Source organism: Methanoregula sp. (assembly GCA_041645435.1).
Classification (GTDB): domain Archaea; phylum Halobacteriota; class Methanomicrobia; order Methanomicrobiales; family Methanospirillaceae; genus Methanoregula.
Window position 1 is genome coordinate 232,437 of record JBAZQB010000005.1, and the last position, 24,151, is coordinate 256,587.

20 protein-coding genes are annotated in these 24,151 nt (G+C 39.4%); 3 read left to right on the forward strand and 17 right to left on the reverse strand.

Going from position 1 to position 24,151, the window contains the following annotated elements; genetic code table 11:
* A complete protein-coding gene (locus WC593_12130; GenBank protein MFA4825890.1) occupies positions 1-1,017 on the forward strand; it encodes a UDP-N-acetylglucosamine 4,6-dehydratase family protein in 1,017 nt (338 codons plus the stop codon).
* Positions 1,018-1,196: 179 nt separating this feature from the next.
* On the opposite strand, the gene WC593_12135 is transcribed toward WC593_12130, so the two are convergent.
* Genes WC593_12135 through WC593_12145 form a run of 3 tightly spaced genes read right to left on the reverse strand, consistent with a single transcriptional unit; the run spans position 1,197 to position 3,713 of the window.
* On the reverse strand, positions 1,197-2,000 hold the full coding sequence (locus tag WC593_12135; GenBank protein MFA4825891.1) for an SDR family oxidoreductase: 804 nt from the start codon (positions 1,998-2,000) through the stop codon (positions 1,197-1,199).
* A 1-nt stretch (position 2,001) separates the two neighbouring features.
* The gene (locus tag WC593_12140; protein ID MFA4825892.1) at positions 2,002-2,721 is read right to left on the reverse strand and encodes an acylneuraminate cytidylyltransferase family protein; all 720 of its coding nucleotides are present in this window, start codon (positions 2,719-2,721) and stop codon (positions 2,002-2,004) included.
* On the reverse strand, positions 2,718-3,713 hold the full coding sequence (locus WC593_12145; GenBank protein MFA4825893.1) for a Gfo/Idh/MocA family oxidoreductase: 996 nt from the start codon (positions 3,711-3,713) through the stop codon (positions 2,718-2,720). The genes WC593_12140 and WC593_12145 overlap by 4 nt, the downstream gene beginning before the upstream one ends.
* A gap of 311 nt (positions 3,714-4,024) precedes the next feature.
* Between WC593_12145 and WC593_12150 the strand changes: the two genes are divergently transcribed.
* On the forward strand, positions 4,025-5,248 hold the full coding sequence (locus WC593_12150; protein MFA4825894.1) for a hypothetical protein: 1,224 nt from the start codon (positions 4,025-4,027) through the stop codon (positions 5,246-5,248).
* A gap of 123 nt (positions 5,249-5,371) precedes the next feature.
* Here the strand turns inward: WC593_12150 and WC593_12155 are convergent, their stop codons facing one another.
* From WC593_12155 to WC593_12215, 13 genes are all read right to left on the reverse strand, one after another.
* Positions 5,372-7,405, reverse strand: a complete 2,034-nt coding sequence (locus tag WC593_12155; GenBank protein MFA4825895.1) for a radical SAM protein — start codon at positions 7,403-7,405, stop codon at positions 5,372-5,374.
* A 324-nt stretch (positions 7,406-7,729) separates the two neighbouring features.
* On the reverse strand, positions 7,730-8,821 hold the full coding sequence (locus WC593_12160; GenBank protein MFA4825896.1) for a class I SAM-dependent methyltransferase: 1,092 nt from the start codon (positions 8,819-8,821) through the stop codon (positions 7,730-7,732).
* A 99-nt stretch (positions 8,822-8,920) separates the two neighbouring features.
* A complete protein-coding gene (locus WC593_12165; GenBank protein MFA4825897.1) occupies positions 8,921-10,168 on the reverse strand; it encodes a class I SAM-dependent methyltransferase in 1,248 nt (415 codons plus the stop codon).
* Complete coding sequence (locus WC593_12170) at positions 10,159-11,277, reverse strand: N-acetyl sugar amidotransferase (GenBank protein ID MFA4825898.1); 1,119 nt, start codon at positions 11,275-11,277, stop codon at positions 10,159-10,161. Before WC593_12170 ends, WC593_12165 begins: the two co-directional genes overlap by 10 nt.
* Positions 11,274-13,148 (reverse strand): asparagine synthase (glutamine-hydrolyzing), encoded by a 1,875-nt coding sequence (asnB, locus tag WC593_12175; protein MFA4825899.1) that lies wholly within the window; start codon positions 13,146-13,148, stop codon positions 11,274-11,276. The genes WC593_12170 and asnB overlap by 4 nt, the downstream gene beginning before the upstream one ends.
* Positions 13,149-13,263: 115 nt before the next feature.
* The gene (locus WC593_12180; protein ID MFA4825900.1) at positions 13,264-14,274 is read right to left on the reverse strand and encodes an N-acetylneuraminate synthase family protein; all 1,011 of its coding nucleotides are present in this window, start codon (positions 14,272-14,274) and stop codon (positions 13,264-13,266) included.
* On the reverse strand, positions 14,274-15,014 hold the full coding sequence (locus tag WC593_12185) for a GNAT family N-acetyltransferase (protein ID MFA4825901.1): 741 nt from the start codon (positions 15,012-15,014) through the stop codon (positions 14,274-14,276). Before WC593_12185 ends, WC593_12180 begins: the two co-directional genes overlap by 1 nt.
* Positions 15,015-15,018: 4 nt before the next feature.
* Positions 15,019-16,065 (reverse strand): NAD(P)-dependent oxidoreductase, encoded by a 1,047-nt coding sequence (locus tag WC593_12190; protein MFA4825902.1) that lies wholly within the window; start codon positions 16,063-16,065, stop codon positions 15,019-15,021.
* The gene (locus WC593_12195; GenBank protein MFA4825903.1) at positions 16,062-17,225 is read right to left on the reverse strand and encodes a DegT/DnrJ/EryC1/StrS family aminotransferase; all 1,164 of its coding nucleotides are present in this window, start codon (positions 17,223-17,225) and stop codon (positions 16,062-16,064) included. Before WC593_12195 ends, WC593_12190 begins: the two co-directional genes overlap by 4 nt.
* Positions 17,222-18,223 (reverse strand): Gfo/Idh/MocA family oxidoreductase, encoded by a 1,002-nt coding sequence (locus WC593_12200; protein ID MFA4825904.1) that lies wholly within the window; start codon positions 18,221-18,223, stop codon positions 17,222-17,224. The genes WC593_12195 and WC593_12200 overlap by 4 nt, the downstream gene beginning before the upstream one ends.
* A 15-nt stretch (positions 18,224-18,238) precedes the next feature.
* Positions 18,239-18,931 (reverse strand): NTP transferase domain-containing protein, encoded by a 693-nt coding sequence (locus WC593_12205; GenBank protein ID MFA4825905.1) that lies wholly within the window; start codon positions 18,929-18,931, stop codon positions 18,239-18,241.
* 148 nt (positions 18,932-19,079) lie between these two features.
* Positions 19,080-20,363 carry an ABC transporter ATP-binding protein gene (locus tag WC593_12210; protein MFA4825906.1) on the reverse strand — a complete coding sequence of 428 codons (1,284 nt, stop codon included), beginning with the start codon at positions 20,361-20,363 and terminating at the stop codon, positions 19,080-19,082.
* Between the two features lie 17 nt (positions 20,364-20,380).
* Positions 20,381-21,205, reverse strand: coding sequence for an ABC transporter permease (locus tag WC593_12215; protein ID MFA4825907.1), 825 nt, complete (start codon positions 21,203-21,205; stop codon positions 20,381-20,383).
* 792 nt (positions 21,206-21,997) lie between these two features.
* Between WC593_12215 and WC593_12220 the strand changes: the two genes are divergently transcribed.
* Positions 21,998-23,290 (forward strand): glycosyltransferase, encoded by a 1,293-nt coding sequence (locus WC593_12220; GenBank protein MFA4825908.1) that lies wholly within the window; start codon positions 21,998-22,000, stop codon positions 23,288-23,290.
* Here WC593_12220 and WC593_12225 read toward each other — a convergent pair.
* Complete coding sequence (locus WC593_12225) at positions 23,283-24,068, reverse strand: AglZ/HisF2 family acetamidino modification protein (GenBank protein ID MFA4825909.1); 786 nt, start codon at positions 24,066-24,068, stop codon at positions 23,283-23,285. The two genes, WC593_12220 and WC593_12225, sit on opposite strands and share 8 nt — an antisense overlap.
* Positions 24,069-24,151: the final 83 nt, after the last annotated feature.

Genomic DNA, 24,151 nt, shown 5'->3' on the forward strand with positions numbered 1-24,151 from the left:
ATGAAACAGTATTATGAGGGCAAGAAGATCCTCGTCACAGGTGGTGTGGGGTCTATTGGAAGTCAATTGGTAAGAAAATTACTGGCATTCGATCCTGCAATAATCAGGATTTTTGATAATAATGAAACCGGTTTGTTCGATCTTGAAGAGGAATTGAGTTCAATTAAAATCAGAACCCTTATCGGAGATATAAGGGATAAGGATCGCCTTACCCTGGCCATGGATGGAATTGATATCGTATTTCATACGTCGGCCTTAAAACACGTTCCCCTCTGTGAATATAATCCATTCGACGCGGTCAAAACCAATGTCCTCGGAACGCAAAATGTTCTTGAAGCAGCGTTATTAAATGGAGTTGAGAAGGTTATCAATATCAGTACGGATAAGGCAGTGAGCCCCACGAATGTGATGGGCGCAACAAAATTGCTTGCCGAGCGTCTTACAATATCCGCAAATTATTATAGTGGAAATAATAGAACCGTTTTTTCAAGTGTCCGGTTTGGGAATGTATTAAATTCGAGAGGATCGGTCATCCCCTTGTTCAAAAAGCAAATTAAAAAGGGCGGTCCTGTAACAATTACTGACAAACAAATGACCCGGTTTTTTATGGATATCCCTGCTGCGGTCAACCTGATTCTGACTGCCGGGGAAATCGCAAAAGGAAGGGAGATTTTTATTCTCAAGATGCCCGCTATTAGAATAATTGATCTTGCTCAAGTGTTAATCGAAAAATTTGCTCATGAGTTCGGTTATAAACCGGAGGATATCTCTCTGGAATTTATTGGAAAGCGCAATGGTGAGAAATTATATGAAGATCTCATGGCTGAAGAGGAAGCAGAACGGACATACGAACGAAACGACATGTTTCTGATTATACCTCATACATTGTCATTAGAAGATCCGTTGGATCCTGCTATAACTAAAGGTTTTAAAAAGACTAAAAAAGGCAGTTTCTCATCAAAGGATGCGCCCCTTATGAATAAGGATGAATTACGGAGAATATTACAAGGTATGTAACAGGGAGATGAATTTTTTTGTTATAGGAGTTACGCAAAATACGATGATGCATCAGGATTAGACAATCCAGGATTTTTATTATTTTGGAAATGTCAATAAAATTCAATTGTCGAAACAGTTGAACGGCGTAAGTCCTATGTTACTGTAGATTTTTTAGAGGAGAATAATAAAAAAATGATTTACCAAACCGTAAATCCGCCATCAAGAACAAGATTATGACCGGTGACATAAGATGACAAATCACTTGCAAGGTACATTGCAGCACCTTTTATGTCCTCCTCTATTGCCATTCGCTGCAAAGGGGTTTTTTTCACGTATTTTGAATGAAATGACTCATTTTGATTTCTGTAAACCCCTCCCAAGGTTATAGCATTTGAACGCACATGCGGAGCTAGTACCGTGGCCAGCCATCGCGTCAGCTGAATAAGTCCCCCCTTACTCGCAGCATATGCTGCAGGATTCCCCATGGATGTGCCATCATAGATATGCATATCCGGGCCTTGTATACCGTAAATTGAACTGATGTTAATTATTGAACCATGACGTGATTGGATCAGGGCTTGAGAACAGGCTTGGGTTAGAATAAACGGAACAGTAAGATTTACTTCAAGTGCTAACCTCCACGTATCAGCATCCTGCTCCTGAAATTTCACTCCCCATCCTTTCAATGATGAAGTACCGACAAGCGCTGCACAATTCACTAAAATATCAAGAGACCCGAATTTTTTTAAGACAATTTTTGGAATATCTCGCAGTTTTTTTTCATCGGTCAGATCCATAACGATAGAAAGAGAGTCCACATCATAATCCCGCATGATCTGTTCACATTTTTCATTACATGATTCCTTATTGCAATCAATAATGACAATACGAGCACCATTTTCTGCTAATGCATCGCAGATTGCAGAACCGATATGTCCTGCACCCCCGGTAACAATGGCTACACGGCCAGACAAATCCATCAATTCTTTTACTAATTTCATTTCATTCACCGGTGTGTTTATTTGTTTTTTTTCTCATAAGAAATTCTGCGATTGCAAAATCAAGTTCCGTATCAATGTCCAATGCCCGTTCCGGAGGAATCTCGACAGCCAAAACCTTTCCCTCAAAAATACTCTTTGTATTCATAACGAATTCGGGCCGGGCAGCATATGCGACTGTTGTCATATCGTATACCGCAGGGGCGTCCTGTCGACAGTGCATTACTTTTTCCAGCGGAATCACGAGGTGGGCATATCCCATTTCATCACATCTCACCATATTAAAGTACGGGCTTCTTTCTGCTTTTTTTATTGTAACTACAATATCTGCTTCGTTATTAAGGAGTTTAGTTATACAAGCATCGATGTCTTCAGTTGAGCGGAGGGGAGCAGTCGTTGGAATGCTTACAAAAACGTCAATTTTTTCATTTGTTTCACATTCTATCATTTTTATTGCATGTTGCCAGGATAGCCATTCCGGAGATGTATCCCCGGCAAGTTCGTAGGGCCTCATGAACGGAACATCTGCACCATACTCTTTGGCAATTTTTGCAATTTCATGATCATCGGTAGAGACAATAATCCTGTTGATATACTTGCTATTTAGAGCGGTCTGGATGGCATAAGCTATGAGGGGTTTTCCGGCTAAATGGCGGATATTTTTTCGCGGAACCCCCTTAGATCCCCCCCTGGCAAAAATAAATCCTACTATATTCTGTGTCATACTATCACATTCCTTTGTTCTTTGGATGATTCCAATGCGGCAAGTGCAATTTCCAAAACTCGTTTGCCTTCAAATCCGTTAATTAATGGATCTTTACGGCTATTTACACATTCAAAAAAATGTTGTATTTCTGTTAAATACATTTCATTACGGTCTATTTTTTCACCGGGATGCAATACTGACCATTCATTATTTTTTGTGGAGAACATGGTAACCAAATCTGTCGTTCCATCCCATTTTAATAAACCTTCACTTCCTACAACATGGCAATATCGGGTTGGGAATCTTTGAACCATATCGAGATGTATGTTTCCAATTGCATTGTTTGAAAATTTTAAAATGATATCTGCAGAATCTTCTACATCAATTTCGAGATCACTTAACTGATCTACCTGTGCAGAAACTGATTTTACCTCTCCAAAAAGCCATCTGGCATAGTCTAATTCATGACTTAATTCTAATACTGCACCACCACCCAGTTCTTTCTGTGCGCTCACTGACTGTCGATAATCCTTACCCGGGCGCCAATCAGGCAGATATTGTCCCACTTCAGCATGTATCCCAATGGGATTTCCAATTGCGCCTTCGCTGATTTTTTGTTTCAATAGTTGTAGTGGACGGTGAAATCTCATATTATATCCAACCATTATGACAATTTTTTGAGATTTTCCGATGCGTAAAAAATTTTCAACATCGACTAAATTTGATGAGATCGGTTTTTCGATAAATAAATCGATTCCTTCTTGGGCGAGCATTATTGCAATAGATATATGTAGTGATGATGGACAGGTAATGAAGGCAACATCCGGTTTTTCACGAATTGCTTCGTCAAAGGAATATGCGACCTTATTAACATCATTTATATTCTCCCTCAATTCATTTTTTTTTGATTGAAGATGCCATACGATAATTTCTGCACTTGGATCATTTTTTTTAATATTCGACAAATGTCGTCTGCCAATACTTCCTAGGCCCACTAACAGTACTCTCAATGTAAAAACTCCGTTGATATATTATTACACGTTGATATGGGGAACCTTAATTATAATTGATAGCGCTACCTGGATAAACCTAATATCCCGGCTTGCAGATTTCTTAATTTGTTCCTGTTTTTTTAATGACACATCAAAATAAAGAGACAATGTATATTAGATCTTTCGGTCATGAGTACAATCCTATTGAATTAGGATTTCTACAGAGCACTATAATTGAGAATTTCCGTAAATTGACATATCCACAAATCCAATGTAATACCAGTAATCATTTGTAGATTTTATGATATAAACAAAAAGGGAAAATAATTATGAAAAGATTAGTTCACTTATTAAATTTATTAATTGATAAGAAAATATCATTGAAAAACCCAAAGAAATCAGATGTTTTAATCTGGGATGCTGAGAACATCGATATTCTCAGTATACACACCTTATATGGAATAGATCATACAATACTCCCTGTCCGAGGAGAAGTGGTTTATTATAGCCCACAAATCATAATTAAAATCCTGAAAATATTCATAAGTTCAATTTTTAACAATCTATTATCACGGGAAGAGATGATAGATACAGGGCAAAGCAGTGTGCATTCTCTTGCATGCATTCAGTACATTAACCCAAAAGTAGTGTTGACCTTTAATGATAATAACGCTACTTTTTATTGGCTATCGAGTAAATTCCCCCAAGCCACTTTTTATGCGATACAGAATGGAAATAGAGTATTCAATGACACCTTAGAATATTCGCCATATGATCTTGAGAGAGACGAACTAGCATTATCCTTTATGAATAAATTAAATCCGAGTACACATTTGATAGTCTATGGAGAGCACGAAATATCTTTTTATAAAAAAAATCATGCCTGTATCGGAACATACTATCCCATTGGTTCATTGAAAGGATCTCACTATAGATACAAGGTTATAGGACATTTGCCAAAAAATGAATTTACCTTATGTCTCGTATCACCGTATCGGAAGGCTTTAATGGAGGGGTTACTTTTCCCCAATTTAAAACAATCCATGGTTATAATTATTGATTATATCAATCAATTTATTCAAGAAACAGGTTCAAGATTATGCATAGCATTAGCTAGTGAAACCCAAGAGGAGTATGATTATTTTCTAAATAAATTCGGTAATGAAATTACAATAATTAAACAAAATAGAGAACTATTTTCTACATATGAAGCCATGAGTAAAAGTGAAGTGATACTATCAACTCACTCAACAGCAGTAATTGAAGCATTCGGCTGGGGGAAAAAGGTATTATTTTGTAACTATTCGGGCGATCCCTTTTTAGATCACACATTTTCCGATATTTGTAATACCAATATCATTGATTATACCTGTTTCAAAAATAAACTTCAATTTTTGCTCGATATGGATGCAGGACTTTACTCGGATATGACGAGGAATGCCCAAAAACATATGATGAATTATAATCCAGATATTCCTGCCACGTTATTTCTGCGAAAACTTGTATTGCAGGATTTGACACCGCCCAACAAAAGCAATATCTTGACTAAATAAAAAAGAACTGTTAATAAACCCTGAAAGAGGGACTGTTGGATTAATCGATGGGCAGTCTCCCCAGATTTCTACGATTACGTCCGCCTCATTAGCATGCTCAGCATGCATTCACCATTACTTTAGTTATGATGCAGGTTTACATATTTTCCAAAGATCCTGCACTGGATAGTCAATCAGCATTCTGCCAAGCATGAATGTCTTATCCGTACCATAGATTTTGGACGACTGAACAAAAATATTATTCATTCTTATAAAATCATAACCAATTTGATATTTAGTAGTCTTTTTGTAAGTTACCAGAGGTTTTAAGATTGATCCTGCCTCATACCATGAATTAACATCAAATGGCAGACTAAGTAGTTTTACTGATTTCCAATCGAATTTATTGTCAAGTAATTCCCCGATATTTCTCGTTGCAATCATCCATTCCTTTGCTGCACCAACCGCCTCGACCATTTCATCCGTTAACGGATGATTTGTAATAAGGGGGAGTGTATGGAACGCCAGATCTAATGATTCAGGAAATTTTTCAAGACGAGCTTTAGTGAGATATTTCCGAAGGAGATTATCTCCCAGTTCCCCAATAAGGAGTCTTTTATAATTTTTCTCATTTGAATAAAAAGCTTTAAGATCTTCAGGACTTTCCCATAATTCCGATTTCACCTCTTCCAGATATTCGAAATACAAATCAGATAATCCGGTTTTACCGTTTTTTATCAGATCCCAGAGGAAGAGGATGGAATCAGACATTAAAGCACCGGATTCAGTGATTAAACGGAATACCACATCATATTGCTTATGAGAATATAACGACATGATAAAACATAAACCACGGATGTCACAGTATTCATCAAATGTTATTGTATCAGTCCCGACACAGACTTCCTCAATTTCAAAGCATTTCTGCTGGTCATATTCGCCAAATTGACGCGGTATCAGCCTGAATTTTGTGACCATCTTATGTTTATTCCTAGTCTCTTGCGATGCAATGTCCGTCCCTTTCAATAACATGAGGGTAAATGGTAATATCTCAACACCGTTGTCGATAACAAATTTCATTCCCTCAATAAAGGATTCCTTTGTCTCGTATGGAAGGGGAACGATCAGTTCTGTTACTGTCCTCATCCCGCGTTTTTTTATTTCAGCCTGAAGGTTTATAAAAGCATCAAAGGGGGGATTTTTTCGTTTAATTGCTGACAGTGTTTTTGGATTCGTTGATTGCAACGAGCATGAAATAGGAAGCTTGGAATTTAATTTTTCGGACACTCTGAAAATCCTGTCATAATTGGATTTCCCTGTGGATGCATCAAATGTATTAGGCCAATTATATTTTTCCCTTATTTTTCTTAGGGATTCGGCAATTTCTTCATCGCGTTCATACATACCAAAATTCGAATCGACAATTGAAAGAAATACGAGTGGATATTTGTGCATACGGGCTGCAATATATTCCAGTTCCAGATTTATTCGTTCAAGATCGTAGGTTCTCGGTTTCTGGGGATTCTGTGCTCCTGCCCAGCAATATGAACAGGTGAAAGGGCAACCTCGTGTCGTTTGTATAGAGGGGGAATACTCTCCTGTGAACCATTGATCCATTATGCCAGCGATATAGGGGGAAGGGACAATATTTAAATCTTGAATTTGTTCATAATTTCCTTTGACAAGTTCCCCATTTGAAGGATTGATTGACATCATATTTTCATGGGGCACGCTTTTTAATAGATCCAGCGAGACATTCTCGAGAATTTTCTCTAATAAATTAGAAAAAGCAATCTCCCCTTCTGCATAACAATAAAAATCTATTTCTGGTCGATTAACCAAATATTCTTTACACTCTTTTAAATCGCTGGGAAACTCAGGCCCCCCAGCAATACAAATAACTGACGGATTAATTTTTTTTGCATTTTTAAACACTAAACGGTTTAATTCACTATTCCAACAATAATTAGTTAACCCAACAACATCGGGTTGAATACGAGAAATTTCTTGAAAAATCGCATCTGGATCATCAAATAACTGAATATTAAACCGATTTCCAAAACGTGATTGAGCATAAGCGGCAATAAGTCCAATACCTAATGGCATGTAGGTATTTTGCCTTCCAATTGTGTGATGATTGATATAACCCAAAATGACTTTTTTTTCTTTATTTTTCATTTTAAATCTCCACTAATAATTTTTTTGATGGGTCCTGTTAAGATAAACAGATGAATTCGGCTACCTTGATTTAAATCTATTAAATATACATAATGATTAATTATAAACACATCGAAACAGTTCAAAAAGAGATCTCATTCGTTGAGTGTTCGAAGTTATTATCGAATTAACGAAACATAGATACTCATGCAGCATATTGTTTCTTTCTGTTGATCTCACCATAGCATGAGCAGAGTCTACGATCTTTACTTTAAATAAATCGTTTGGGGAATGGGGTGAGATATTCAAAGACCCTTTGATGGTCATTATTAAGGAATCCCCGATTTAATATACATTTTCCTCAATCAAACTATTCAGATTATTAAGATGGTTGTGAAGGGCATTCATATCAAAAGGACCCTCCGTTTCAAGTAGACTGCGTACCTTGCTGTGTACCGAACGACAGACCATTACTTTATATGTGGAGATTTCATGACCTCGTTTTGATTCAAGACGAACAAGATTTTTTGACAGTTGTTCAAGGCATGTTGCTAATTGAGTGACAGAATCTGAATATGTGTAAAGAGATCCTTTACCCTCAGGGGATTCTGGCAACGAAAATTTATTCCCGGTTGAATTTCGACATTTTTTACAGAAATATCTCAAGTCTCCTTCACCCATAAGATCAATTTCAATGGATTCTGCCCCCAGCCTACGTTGGGATGTATCATATATAGTACCATATTTTAATCGATCCGTGTTAACAAATCCCAATTCTTTCAAGCGGTTCTCAACCTCATCGTGTGTATAACGTCTGAGATATCCGGCAAACCAATCGTCAATCCATTCCGCTATTCGCCGAATAGGCATCTCCATTATACGCAATTCGCAAATACAATTTTTTACATCAATATCTTGCAATGTTTTTCGGATCCAGTCAATCATATACCAGTAAACTCCACCAGCCCCGTAAACATACAACCACATGTGTCCATCCGTCTTTAAAACGCGGGAAATTTCTTGCAAGCATTTGTCAGGATCGATTGTGTGCATTAAAACACCATTGCACCAGATAACATCAAAACTCTCATTTTCAAAGGGGAGTTCGGTCAACGAGTGTTCATAAAAAAAAAGATTTGAAAACCCTTTTTGTTCCGCACGTTTCCTGCAACTTTCAATGTTCGTGGAACTGAAATCAACTCCAATAACTTCTTTTGCACCGCATTGTGCCATAAGAATAGATCCCCTTCCGCCTCCGCACCCAGCATCAAGACAGCGTTTACCCTTAAAAACATCCGTACTAATACCATTATTTTTCAGCCTCGTATAGAGCGGTGGAACAAATTCATCGAATGATTTTTCGTCATACAATGCAAAAGTATCACCATAGACAATTGAAGTCACTTGTTCTTTTTCATTTAATTGAGATGATACCAAAATATCAGACTCCTATGAGAATTGTTAATCGTAATGAAAATTGTTCGGAAGTAACAATATATTTTTAGTCACCAAAATAATAAATGTGACTAAATGATTTTATCCATTTTTTCCAGAGTACCGTTGATTTTTCCTAGGTGTTACAAATGCTCGCAAAGTATATTTTGTGCTCGGTTCCTGGAGACGTTCGATTTTTAATGGGGTTAATCCTGCATTCTTCACCATTAATAAAAGGGAAGAAAAACTGAAAATGTGGGGATGATCGATGAAAAATTCTTCGCGATCTTGTCCTTCCACAGCAGCAAATTCTCCGTCCGGAACCTCAATATAAATTATCCCGTTATCAGAAATATTCTGAATTGATTTTGATAACATTTTTTCCGGGTCTTTCACATGTTCAAGTACCTTGTTAAAAGTGATAAGATCAAATTTATCATTGGTGTTAATTGAGAGAAAATCTCCACAAATTCCTCGAACACCTACATTTTTCACGGCATGCGCAATCGCCCTGCTATCCGGATCAATGGCTGTACAAGACCATCCTGCCTCTTTCATTTTTGCCAGGAATACACATAATCCACTTCCCACGTCTAAAACACTGCGAATCCGTGCAACCGGTGGACTGCTGGAAAAATAACTGTTCGTGAACTCCAGGATATTCCGTACTCTTCCTACATTATCGGATTTTTCCGGATTGAGATTCATGATCTTTGTAAATGAAAGACGGATTCCATCATCATCGCGATAATTCGCATTCACATAATCTCCCGAGTACAGGGATGATTCATCCATTTCATGTACGGAGATGAAGTGACCGCATGAACAGCATTGCAATATCTCTCTATGATAATTATGGTGCGAACTAAAATCAAACCGGATCTCACCTGTTGGAGGTGAGGTATATTTAAAAATTTTATTAAGGCCGTTATTCCCGCAAATAGGGCAACGCAATGGCTGTTGATGATTCCTGCATTTTTCCTCAATGTATTCTAATTTTTTGGGGTCATCCAACCATGTCACGAGATCCATTTTTTCGAGACGGAGGTACTCATAGAATAGTTCTTTCTTCCCTCCTTCAACGAGCAAAATAAAATAGAAACCAATCCGGTTTTTACAGAGTGCCGCGTGAAGATTGTACTTCACAAGACGACCATTCAGTGAGGGAGTAGCATAAAACCCCCAATCCTTTCTTACGGCATCGTATTCAGATCCTGAACATGTCGTAAATGTTACTTGTTCATCATCTTCAAGATCAATATAGGCACAATCTTTAATGATCTGCCGGTGCTCGGGAAAACCCACTTCGAATTCTCTGGGGGGAATTGTAGGAATTATTTTCATATCCATCTCCAATCGGAAATAAGGAAATCTTTAATTCTCCATTTATTGTTTTGTTTTATCCAGATTTTTGGATTACGGAATTTTTCAATCACCGAAAAGAAGTGCTCCTGTGAAATGCCAATGAAATTACAGAATTTATCGATATCCTCATATGGTATTTGGTCTCCAGTCTCTTTAACAATCTGAATCGCCTGTGCACGGGTAATCCGCCCGTTTCGGATTTCAAGGGAGAGGTTATCAAATAACCGGGTAAAACCAAATTTGTACCATTTCAACCAATGATGGATTGATATAAAATCGTCATCAATATCCGCGAAATTGTAAAACCCTGTTTTCGGACCCTCTTCTCTGCACTTAAATCCATGGGATTTTGCCACCTCAAAGGTTGTCGATGGATCCCAAGGGAAATAATATCCAAGAAAAATTGCTGACACTCCCGATATGTCCATATCATGATCTGATGGACCGAAATAGGGGGTCAATTGTTTTTCGGTCAGTTCATCAGATATCCAGTCTCTCGCGGTTTTTCCGTGAGTTACCCCAAATTTTTTCAACCAGGTGCTGTCCAGACGGAATCCGTTCTGTTCTTCTTTTGTCCCCCCATACTCAAATGCGGAATTTTCTCCCCAAATAACAAGAGGAATTTTAAAAGTAACTGCAATTTTTAAGGGAATGTTGAAAAGAGCCAAATGCATGGGAATTGCTGTGGATCCCTCATCAACGAGAACTTTGTATAAAAACATTTTTTCAACTTTCGGATTTATCTGGTAATCGATGTGGTCAACTCCCAGAGAAATTAAATTATCAAGGTTTTTCTGACCGATGAGTGTTCTTGCAGGGGTTTTCCAGGTTACAGTGAGAGGATTTAACCCATACTCCAAACATTTCATTACTTGCCAGGTGCTGTCCTTCCCCCCACTTACAGGTATAAGACAATCATATCCTTTACTCTGCTTTTTGGCGTGCTCAATCACTTTCAAAAAAGCACGTTCTCGTTTCTCCCAATCAATTTTTGGTCGAGACTCATGTGTTCTGCAGGCATTACATATCCCCTCTGCGTCGAGAGTTAAATTGGGACGGGTATCAGGCAGAATGCATTGTGTACAATACTTCATCGAGCGAATTCCTCCAGGAATAGTTTACAATTCAGGAAATAGAACAGGAATTTGCTTTCGTGGTTTGGCAGATACGTTTTTTTGATAAGTTCTTCAATTTTCTCCTTTCTGATAAATTGGTAGATTGGACTATCCTCAAGCAAAATCTTTTTTATATCTGGATCATTTACATCAAGGAATGAATAAATCGGTGCATTGAACCCCACTTTCCTTCGGTTTTTAATTATTTTCTCGGGAACTATCCCTTGCATGGCATCACGCAGGATAGCTTTTGCCGCACCCTTTTGAATAAGATGGCGTGAAGGAATACGATAACAGAATTCTATCAAATCCCTATCCAAAAAGGGAGATCTGTTTTCGATTGAGTAATACATCGAATTAATATCATCCTCATGTAAAATAACCGGGACTGATTCGTGAAACAATTCATTCATCATGCGGTTACGGAGCAAATCAACTGAATAATCCATCTCGGTGAATGCTTCGAACCAATCATCTGTCAGATATTTCCTGAACTCATCCGCGTCAAGAAATATATGATCCCGGAATTTCGGGTTGTGAATAAACAGATCCGGATCGCTGAGATAGGGGTTTCGCACAATGGGTTTGATGTAGGTCTCCCAGTTTTTTTGGGCCTCATTATACCGGGATGCATCGTCCCTGACATCGTACAGGTACATCAAATGATGATCGTAATACCCGGTGAACAATTCATCTGCAGCAGTTCCACTGATTGAAACCCGATATCCATGATCTGCGATACTCTCCATCAAGAGCCAGTGTGCATAATACGTGATAGTGTAAACAGGAGCATCATGCTGACGAATGAGAGTGCGTAATTTTGGAATGAAATCTTTTGTATTAACCGGAATAGACGTATGCTTAATTTTTAATTCGTTGACCGCATGAGTTACCATTTCCTCCTCTTCGTACCTTTCATCAGTATTAACTATGGTAAATCCATGCACGTCATAATTGAAAACCTGCTTTGCTATACTGATGAGCGAATTCGAATCAACCCCACCACTCATACAAAAAGCCAAAGGTACATCAGCGCGCAGACGGATTTCAACTGCCTTTAAAAGCCTTTTTCGTACTTCCGCAACTGCTTCATCGTATGACATCCCGTCATCCGGCAAAAAATTCAATTTCCAATAGGTTTTCTGGTGTTCTTTTCCATCAGGAGCGATATGGAGAATTGCTGCAGGGGCTAATTCTGATAATCCGACGAAAAACGTCTTGGGGGTTTTATAGAGCGCTTTATAGCCATTCACAAGATACCGGAAAACCTGATCATAATTCACTTCGAGCTTGTGGCCAAGTAACGCAACAATAAATTTTACTTCGGAACCGAAATAGAGGCCCGTCTCGTCACGATACAGGTAGAGGGGTTTCTCGCCGAAGCGATCTCTACAAAGTGCAAGGGACCCATCAGATTCATCATATACAGCAAATGCCCACATCCCCTCAAACCGATCGAGAACATCCCATCCACAGTGATCGATGCCCTGCAGGAGGACTTCCGTATCAGAAGTCGTTTTGAAGATAAGTCCCCGGTCTCTCAGTTCGTCGCGTCGCTCTAGGTAATTATACAATTCACCATTCTGGACGATCCATTTCCTGTTGATATTGAATGGCTGGTTTGCCCGAGGATCAAGATCAATGATACTGAGCCGTGTATGGAGCAGGTAAGCATTCCGTCCGTTTGAGTTGATCCATTCTCGAAATGCTGCGTGATCAGGGCCCCTGCGATTCATAAGATGCAGACATTTTTGAATACGATCCGGAGATATTGTATCCTGACCAAAATATCCCGCTATTCCACACATATTTTGTATCTCCTCAAGAATTCTCGATTTATTCTTTTTCACAGCCAAGAGATCAGATTATCTATGGCACTCTCATAAGTGTACACGTATATTAAAAAAAAGGTGTCGTCATGGGACATTGGTGTAATCTATATAATTATTATTACCAATCTGACATTTATTCTACATCGGATTCATGCAATAATTTACCAAATTTTACAGATCGTTTTAGATGTTTACCCAGTAATTTATACTCATTTCCGGGTGCAAGACCCTCCCCGGGTCGAATCCACATAAGATCAGAAAAGCTAATCAAATGTCCCTTTTCCATATATATCCCTGCTGCGATAGACCTACGAATTGCGATACTTAATTCTGATTCACACGGTTGAACTTTTTTATCTTTAGATCCCATCAAGACAGATGCAGAACGAATTCTTCGGACTAATTCAGACATATCTTTTGGATCAGCAGAAAGTTGATGGTCACGGAACGAGGAGAATTCATTATCAAGAGTGAAATGTTTCTCAATAATTCTCGCACCGCATGCCACGGCTAACACAGAGGCTTCAATACCCGTCGTATGATCTGAATATCCGATAGAATATCGATATTTATTAGCAAGATAAGCAAGAATCTGAAGATTAACCTGTTTTTCTGGAGCAGGATAACAACTCACACAATGGAGAATCGCAAGATCGCTTCTCTTGTTATATTTTTCCCATCCATTTTCAAGAGCCGAAACAGCATTACCAATCAGTTCAGGATCACTTGCACCGGTTGAAATGAACACAGGTTTTCCGGTTTTTGCAACTTCATCAATAAGAGGATAAAAATTGTTATCACCAGAAGCTATTTTATATGCATCAATTATTGAATCGAGAAATTTGGCACTTTCCAGATCCAAAGGTGTTGAAATAAAAAGCATACCGAGCGTATGGGCTAATTCTGATAACTTGGAAAACTGTGAATATGTGAGTTCAAACGATTTAAGCCGTTCAAATCGTGCTGTATCTGCCATACTTACGAATTTTTCAGTTTTAAACGTCTGGAATTTTACACCATCAACACCGCATTCTGCAGCTGCATGTACCAATTTGATTGCAGTATCAAAATTCCCTTCATGATTATTACCGATTTCAGCAATAATCAGCACTTGGTCATCTGTATTCCTATTTCCAATAATCATCAAATTACCTTGCCATCATGTACATGGGCATGCAATACATAAGCAGATTCAGTTATATGAAAACCGCACCGCTGATAAAAATTCATAGAAGGCACGTTGGCAATCTGCGTTCCTACACGGAGAAGATTGCATTTGCCAACCGAATCGTTGATAAAAAAATCTACAATCTGTCTTCCGGCACCAATTCCCTGATGCTCAGATTGGATCCCAATCAAATCAATAACCCGAATAGTTTTATTCCCTGATATTACCTTTGTTATGGCGAGAAAGCCGATGGGCTTTGAATCCCGTTCCGCAACGAGAATTTGCTCGCCCCGCTCACCTTTAAAATAATTTGCTACCCATTCCCGTTTTATCAAATTCGCAAGATCGTTTGATATGAGGGGATCCAGATGAAATCGCGAATACGTAAAACAGGTTCGCGCAATATCCAGTGTTGCATCACGATCTTCCGGGCGGGCAACGCGAATAATGATTGGTGAAAAAAGATCGATTTCGGTTTCCCTTGGCATACACTCAAATGTGACATTTACATCAACCACCTTAAACCCGGTTTTATTGAGTGTCTGGACGAGATCAAGACGTGAAACAGGAACTTTCACATAATAAAATATCTGATGGCTATCCGATGCCTGTTTCAAATCATCAACAGAAATCGATGGGCCGTGTTCAATATCGATTACCCGGAAAACATCGTGAGAAAAAATTGATGTCAGCCAGGGATCTGGCTCAAGTCGCATATTGTCATCCTGATGTTTTCCAGATCTTCCCGCTGGAATCTAAATTCTTATACCATTGGATATATTTAGGGAATCCCACCTCGATCGGATTCTTGGGAGCATATCCAATCATTTTTTGTGCCTTTTTCACACTGAGCGTGCCACGGAACGGCATCAATTTATCTCTCACGACATATTCAAGGGATATATCAGGGAATTCACTTTGAACAATTTTTGCCAAATCATTAAGTGATCGCGACTCGCCGTATGTCATATTGAACGTTTGGTTGCGGGCAGCTGGATGACGGATAGTTTGGATGATCCCAGATACGAGGTCTTCAACAAAGGTAAAATCCAGACGTTCCGATCCATCCCCGTCAACTCGCAGAGATTGCCCTTTCATCGCACTCTCGATAAAGATCTGACCAACACGACGGCTGACGCAACGCGGACCATACAGGGCGGATGGGCGGATGATCGTATAGGGCAAATCGAAAACCTGGTTATATCCAATAACCATCTTCTCTCCAGCAACCTTGAGAGCGCCATAAATACCTAATGAATTTAAAGGTGATTCTTCATTAACCTCTGGCGTCAGAAAATTACCGTAGACCATACTTGACGATAAATAAATGAAGTGTTCAAGACGATTGCGGGCATTATCGAGAGCATTTTCAAGAGTACGGAGACTGTGATCAAAAGTACTGTAGGGATCCTTGTTCGACTTTCCAGCGTGAGATACTGCTGCAAGATGAACAATTGCATCCGGTTTTATATGATCAAGAATCTTGCTTAAAGCATGATAATCCCGTGCATCCTGAATATGTAACGGAATATTGGCAGTTTCCATCAATTCAAGACGCTGGTTGATCATGCGGAGATAGAGATCCCGGTTTGGAGAGGTCGAACTTGCTGAGGCAAACGTCATCAGGTTGTTTACTTGCAGGCTATCAATAACCTCAACTTTTGCTCCTTGGGATTTCAGTTCAAGTGCCAAATTGTGACCAATAAAACCCGCACCTCCGATGAGTGCAATCCTTCGATCCTTAATATCCAACAACTCATTTGTCATATTCTCAAATCCTTAAGAGTATCACTGACATTTTCTGCAATATACTCCATGTCTTCACAGTTCAGATGTGGTCCAACTGGCAATGCAATGGATTGATCGCTGATGCGCTCCGCCTGCGGGAATGACTGTGGATTGTATCCATATTTATTACGGTAATATGCCATACGCGGCACAGGCTGGGGATAATATACACTTGTTCCAACTCCTTTCTGATTGAGAGTAGTAACCGCTTCGTTGCGCTTCTTAGCCAGAACTCCATCTAACACTATACTAAGGCAATAGTGACTGTTTACAACATCTTTGTGCTGTGAATCCAGAATTGAAATATCCGGAATATCGGATAATTTCTTTTTTAGCAGGAGGAAATTTTCCTTTCTTCGTTTCAGGATTTCATCGACACGACTTAGCTGTACGCGACCGATAGATGCATTAATATCGCTCATGCGGTAGTTTATCCCCAGTGTGGGCACATCATACATTCCCGGTATGCTTCGTTCCCCAAAATTCCGATCGACTCCAAAAGCCCGGGCTTTCATAACGCTCTCCGCAAGATCCTTATGCCTAGTTACAAACATACCCCCATCGCCAGTGGTGAGATGTTTGACCGGATAAAAAGAGAAACACCCGGCATCCCCAAATAGTCCCACATGTTTATCTTTAAATCTTGAGCCCACTGCAAGGGCACAATCCTCAATAATCTTCAGTTTGTGTTTTTTTGCGATATCGGTGATTGCATCCATGTCACACGGGATGCCCAGAAAATGAACCAGACCAATAGCTTTTGTCTTTTTTGTAATAAGCGGTTCAATGTTCTCCGGAGTTATATTCCCCGTCTGCGGATCGCAATCCAAAAAAACAGACTTTGCTCCAACAACTTCTACTGCATGCGCAGTGGCGACATGGGTCTGAGCTGCGACAATCACTTCATCGCCATGTCCGATTCCCATCTGCCAGTATGCCAGGTGCAGAGCAGCCATACAGGAGCTCACAGCCACACAATGTGTTTCTGCCCCACCCATGAACTGTCCAAATTCGCTTTCAAATGCCTTGTTCTGGGGGCCGTGAGTGAGAATGTCACCTTTCAGGACTTCAAGGACGGCCTCCCGTTCCCTATCAGTAATCCATGGTTTGGCAAATTGGATTGAACGCTTTGTCATCATAGGTACTCTATCAATTCTTGTTTTTGAGTTTTTATTGATTGGTCAGATGCAACGCTGATGCTTATCCCGTCAAATATCATCTGTGTTTCATCTGTAATATTCTTCTTGGTCAGGATAGCAGATACAAATGCTGGGATCAAATCCCCTTTGGTCTCCGGGAGTGGGGAGAGTGTAACCCGTTGTGCCATTGTATCAGGATCCCGGCTCTTGTGCAAGCGTGGGCCGGCATCATCGTAAAAAAACGTTGCTTCTGTTCCGTAAATTCGTATGACATGCTGATGACGGTGAATACAGCCAAAATTTGCTGTGATTCTACCGATCATACCAGAATCAAATTGCATGATAGAGGTAACAAAATCATTATACCGAAATTTTGTTCCCTCGCTGCATATTCGATTTCCCGCAGTAAATACCGTTTTTGGGCGCTGGCCGGTCAGCCACAGCATTAAGTCAATCATATGGATTCCCCCCCCTTCCATAACAGAATAATCCACGACAGTGTTTCTCCATTCATCGGTAATTTTATGCAATCTACCGTAGAGATATTCGCCATCAAATGCATATACATGACCAAATAAACCTTGTTGGATCTGATCCTTCAGCCATTTGTATAATGGGGCCTCACGTAGAATCAGATTACATCCAAGGTTAAGTTTTTGTAAATTCCAAACCTGTTTGATTTGTAATGCCTGGTTGAGCGTCTGGCAAAGAGGTTTTTCGACAAAGACATGTTTTCCTGCATTCAATGCTGAAATAACCTGATTAGCATGCGCATCATCATACGACGCGATAGATATAATATTAATATCCGTATCGAATATGAGCTCTTGAGAATTTTTTGTGAGAAATACCCCGGGATATTGTTTTTCTGCCAACGCCAGTTTTTCATCTGAAAAGTCACAAATGGCGACTACATTACAATGGGGATTCCGCAGGTATGCTTTAACGTGTTGTTCCCCAACGCCCAATCCGATGACTCCAACACGTAGTTGTCTCATTTTCCAGCTCACTATTCAATTAGTACAAATTTCTCGATACATTCCCAAAACTTCTTCAAGATGATAATCCCAATGAGGCCTTGTCATTCTTTTTATAATGCTTGAAAAAACCTGCATATCCTGAATTGTATCGACAGAGAGATGAACACTGTGATAATCTGTTAGTGATGTAAAATTAAATATTTTAAATTCTTCGGGATTACGATAAAAAAATTTTGTAACATGTTCGAAATCATCCGAATTATTCATTTGAGAATAGATTTTCTTAAATGTACTAGTCCGGACAATTTCGACCGATTGCCCTGAAGGATAAGAGCGTGGAAAAACATTTGTCACCAGATCAAAATCTCCATCAATGAATAAATTAACACCTTGATCAATCAGATGTTGATCGATGAGTGGACTATCTCCATTGACCCGAACAAATGCATCCCACCGTTCTTTCTCTAAAATTTCTTTAAACCGGCTGGCAACGTCATTCAAAGAACCTCGATAACAGGAACCCTGATTTTTTCTACAAAATTCCTCGATTTGATCATCACTTTTTTCCCGGGAGGTTGCAATTACAAATTCTTTGATTATACTGCATTGTTCTAGTCTTTCCAAAATATACTGTATCAATGGCTTGCCATTCACTTCATGTAATACTTTTCCGGGAAGTCTTTGCGAACTCATTCTTGCTTGTATAATCGCACCAATTTTCAGCATTTCAATAACAAACCTCGATAGACTTAAACCATAAATCCCGAATCATAATATCGGAAAATACAAAAATGTTGTTCAGGTTTTATCATTAAACAATTCCTTATCATACTCACTTTATTTAAACCTTTAAGGCCCTCCAACATTGTTAGATTTATGGGCATTTCCATTCATGATCAACATAAAAAAATCCATTTCCTCCTTTTTGAATATTAAATCCCGTTTTATTCGGATCGCATTCATCAATTGAAAATGAATATGCATTTTCTACACGATCAATGACTTCGGTACCATGAATAACAAGCCCGCAATATATCAAATAATTCCCAGAATAGAGTTTTAATGGATTGATGCGGCATTCAATTATATTCATACCCGGTTTTACAAAGATATCCTGTCCATGAATATATCCGGAATCAAAAAGACAAATACTTTGCATTTCGTCTGAAATACGGATCTCCGCCGCACACCGCAGATCAATTCCAGATTCCACCTTCATCTGGATAATTAGTGGTTTGAAAGGATCAATTATTTTCGGATTTCTTTGGCCATCGGATATAACCGTTATATCCACTATTTTTGCACGGAGTGAACAACCGTGTTCCCGCTTTCGTTCCGCAACAGGGATACTCCTATCTTCAGACAATCTTTTGCTACCTAAATAAAAATCTACAGCTTTGCTTGTGTCCCCGTCAAATATTATCTGCCCGTCCTCAATAACAATACCCCGGCTGCATAACGCTTTTACCGCAGTCATATTATGACTCACAAACAACACAGTCCTCCCTTCCTTTGCCACCTCCTCCATCTTCCCCAAACACTTCTTCTGAAATGCTACATCCCCAACCGCCAGCACTTCATCAACAACAAGAATCTCCGGTTCCAGATGCGCCGCCACCGCAAATGCAAGCCGTACATACATCCCGCTTGAATACCGCTTCACAGGTGTATCAATGAATTTGTCAATCTCGGCAAACCTGACAATCTCATCGAACTTTTGTTCAATTTCCCCTTTGTGCATCCCCAGGATGGCGCCATTCAGAAAAATATTTTCCCTGCCGGTAAGTTCGGGGTGAAAACCAGTCCCCACCTCAAGCAGACTTGCAACCCTTCCCTTGATTTTGATAGTACCACTTGTTGGGGCAGTCACCCGCGATATAATCTTGAGCAGAGTTGACTTGCCCGCGCCATTGCGACCAATGATACCTACAACTTCCCCCTGCCGGACATCAAATGAGACCTCCTTTAATGCACAAAACCTAGCGTTGGTACTATTCAGCTGCTCCCGGTTAACTGAACCAATCCTGGCGTTGGGATCTTTGGTTCCCCGGATTTTTGCCCACCCGCTTTGTATATCGCGGAATAAATAACCCTGTCCGATGGTACCAAGGCGATATTCTTTGTAAAGATTTTCTACACGAATCACGACATCACTCATATGACTGGTTCTCCCCATCAAATGGTATCCATGAATGTTTTTTCAACACGGCTGAACAGCACGATTCCAATCACTAATATCAGAATGGTCATAGCGAAACTCACTCCCAATACCCAAGGTTGTATCGCTCCGGAACCGAGAAACGCGTAACGAAAAGTCTCGATAATCGCAGTCATAGGATTAAGAGCGAACAACCACTGCCATTGTGCCGGGATCTGGGATAATGGATAGACAATAGGAGTTGCATACATCCAGAGCTGGACTCCGAATCCCAGTGCAAACGTCAGGTCACGGTATTTAGTTGTCAGACTTGAGATCACTATCCCCATACCGAGTCCGAGTGCCGCCATCTGGATCAGCAACACAGGTACAAGTAAAAGCCATATATTTGGGTGAATATCTGATCCGGTCAGATAAAAATAGCACATGAATGCCAAAAATAATCCGAACTGAATTGCAAACGCTATAAGATTGGATATTACCACTGAAATTGGTACAACCAGGCGTGGGAAATATACTTTGCCAAATATCGCAGCGTTAGTGATGAATGTATTCGATGTCTGGGTCATGCAACTGGCAAAATATGTCCAGGCAACAGTACCTGACATATAAAATAAAAATGGGGGTAAACCATCAGTTGGAATTTGAGCAACTCTACTGAAAATTATGGTAAAGACTACGGTCGTAAAGAGCGGTTGCAACAAAAACCACAACGGTCCCAGCACCGTCTGCTTATAATACGCAACAAAATCCCGGCGCACAAAAAGGAAGATCAAATCCCGGTATCGCCAAAGTTCAGATAAATCGATGTCAAACCATCCACTACGTGAACGAATTTCCATGGTCCAGTTGGAATCATCGTTGTCAGAAATGGATATCACCCACTCGGAAAAAACCCGATCTCAATAGCATACCCTCTCTTTACCGCAAACGAACGGCGTTTCACTGAATTGACAATCACATCGCGGAGGGTGTGAAATTGTTCCTTCGGTCCGCCAAGTTTGTATTTCTTGCAGAAATGATTTATGCGGATGGCGATGTTATCGAGGGTTATGGGATACGCGCTCCTGTGATTTAATAATTATATGTGGTGATGATGAATTAAAGTTTCATCCATGTTGTGTGGTATACCGAATTAATTTTGCATATATATTCATTTCTGCGTATAGGATTATATTCGGTCTAAAGACAAACAATACCAGAAGGCATTAGCAAATTCATCGTAATAGAGACTCATGTAGGGTTTGATTACATTCTGCCAGTGACCCATTTTATCGATTGGACTAAACTTGTCAATCCTTCGTTCAATTTCCCCGAAGTACCGTTCTATTTTTGTTAGTTTGAGGATGTTTCACTGTGGCGACGATCTATTTGATATCAAATAATTTCAGGATAGGACATTATTAAAAAAGCAGGAAAAAATGTTAATATCTGATCTGAAACCCATCCTATATCATAGAAAATTCTCCAAGATAATAGATATTACTAGAAAATAATTAATGAATATGCTCTCTGACGCAAAACCGGATTTACTCCTCAAATTTATTAAGCAATCATTAAAGGACATGATCTGCAATGAGGAATGCAGTTAACAAATCCTCAAAGAATCAGAAAAAGAAACGGTGTGTGAACATATGAACGATCCAAACTTCAAGATTCTATTCTTCACGGATTCTTACCCTTATTCATCCGCTGCTGAAGATACATTTATTGAACCTGAACTGCCGCATTTAATGACTGCCTTTTCATCGATTTCACTCATTCCCAAATCATCGGAAGGTGAAAAAAAAGATGTTTCAAACGGGATTTATGTAGATCTCTCTTTAGCCCAGTTATTAATGTCAAATTGTTTTATCGCTTACTTGGTGCATAATACACTATTATCTGTTACTTCAAAGATTTTTTATCGTGAAATTTTGAAAAAACCTAAAAAAACATTACACCCGGTATCTATTGTCAGACTTATTTTGTTTCTTGGAACCGCTATACAAACAAAAAAATGGGTTGAAAAATATATTATATCCAATAATATTGATTTTTCGAAAACAATTTTCTATACTTACTGGAATTATGGAACAACCATGGGTATATGTTTTGCAAAGGAAATATATCCCGAAATGATTGTGATATCCAGGGCGCATGCAGCAGATCTCTATGAAGAACAACATAATCCCCATTATATCCCATTTCGGCCGGAAATTTTTAAAAGTATTAACAAAGTTTTTGCTGATTCAGAGAACGGCAAAAAATATCTTTTAACCCAATATCCTGAAGGAGATTCAATAATCAGATTGTCACAAATGGGGGTTAATGTGCAGGACTTTATTACTGCTTCTTCAAATGATGGCATTTTCAGGATTGTTTCATGCTCTTATTTTGTAACATTTAAAAGAATTGATTTATTAATACTTGGTCTTTGTGAATTGGGAAAAATGAGAAAAAACCAGGTTTTCGAGTGGGTTCATATTGGGGACGGTCCATTGAGGTCTGAATTGGAGAAGGTGGCGAATGAAACACTGCCAAAAAACATCCGGCATTCATTCTTAGGTATTTTACCAAATCCTGATTTAATCGAGTATTATAAAAATAATAAAATTGATGTTTTTATTAATGTAAGTGCATCAGAAGGTACCCCCGTATCGATTATGGAAGCTCAAAGTTGCAGCATACCTGTTATCGCAACATCTGTGGGAGGAAATACTGAAATTGTTACAAATGAAAATGGATTTTTATTAAATGAGTCTCCCACCCCTCTGGAGATTGCAAATGCAATATGTACCTTTTTAGATAATCCATCGATAACAATGCAGAAAAAGGAGATAAGCAGACAGAATTGGAATGAGAAATATAATTCAGAAAAAAATTTTCAATGTTTTGTTCAGGATTTGGTAGAATTATTAAATAATCGAAAAAAAGGTATCATGTGAGTATCTCCTGAATTTCCGTTTTCGTTGGATAATTGATCAACACCGCCCTCTTTTTTCCAAAATACACAAACATACTTCCTGCTGCAGCTGCAGATGCCCCACCCTCATGAAGTGCACAACTAAAATCCTCCATTGTTCCGGCACCCCCCAGTGCTATTACCGGAATATGGACTGATGACGATACCTCCTTGATAAGTGGAATATCGTAACCGGTCATAGTTCCATCGCGGTCAATGGAGTTGAGAAGGATCTCTCCAGCACCCGCCCTCTCCATACGTATTGCGCATTCTACTGGCCCAGTACCGAGGGGGACTTCTCCGCCATTTGAATAAACTTCATACGAACTATCGTTTGTCCCCTTCACATCAATGGAGGCGACAATGCTCTGACTCCCGAATTCTGACGAAGCCTGTCGAATGAAATCCGGATTCGTTACCCCGCCGGTATTGATGCAGACCTTCTCGACTCCTGATTTAAACAACTGGTCTATATCTATCAGGGTTTTTACACCCCCGCCATAGGTAATCGGCATGCAGCTTTCATCGGAGATTTTCGAAATCAGGGAAAATGGGATACCATTCTTTGAGCATTGCGCACCGGCAGCATCCCTCCGGGATGCCATGATGTCGACAATCACCAGTTCATCCACTTCGTAATCATTGAAAATTTTTATCGCATAGATTGGTTCGCCGATGTGGCGGGGATTATTGAACTGGATTGTTTTCACAAGAAGTCCGTCTTTTAAAAGAAGGCAGGGAATAATTCTTTTCTGGAGCATGGAATGATCCTCAGTTCCTGATAAAATTTTTTAATAGCTGAATACCTTGCTTATGACTTTTTTCCGGATGAAACTGAACCCCG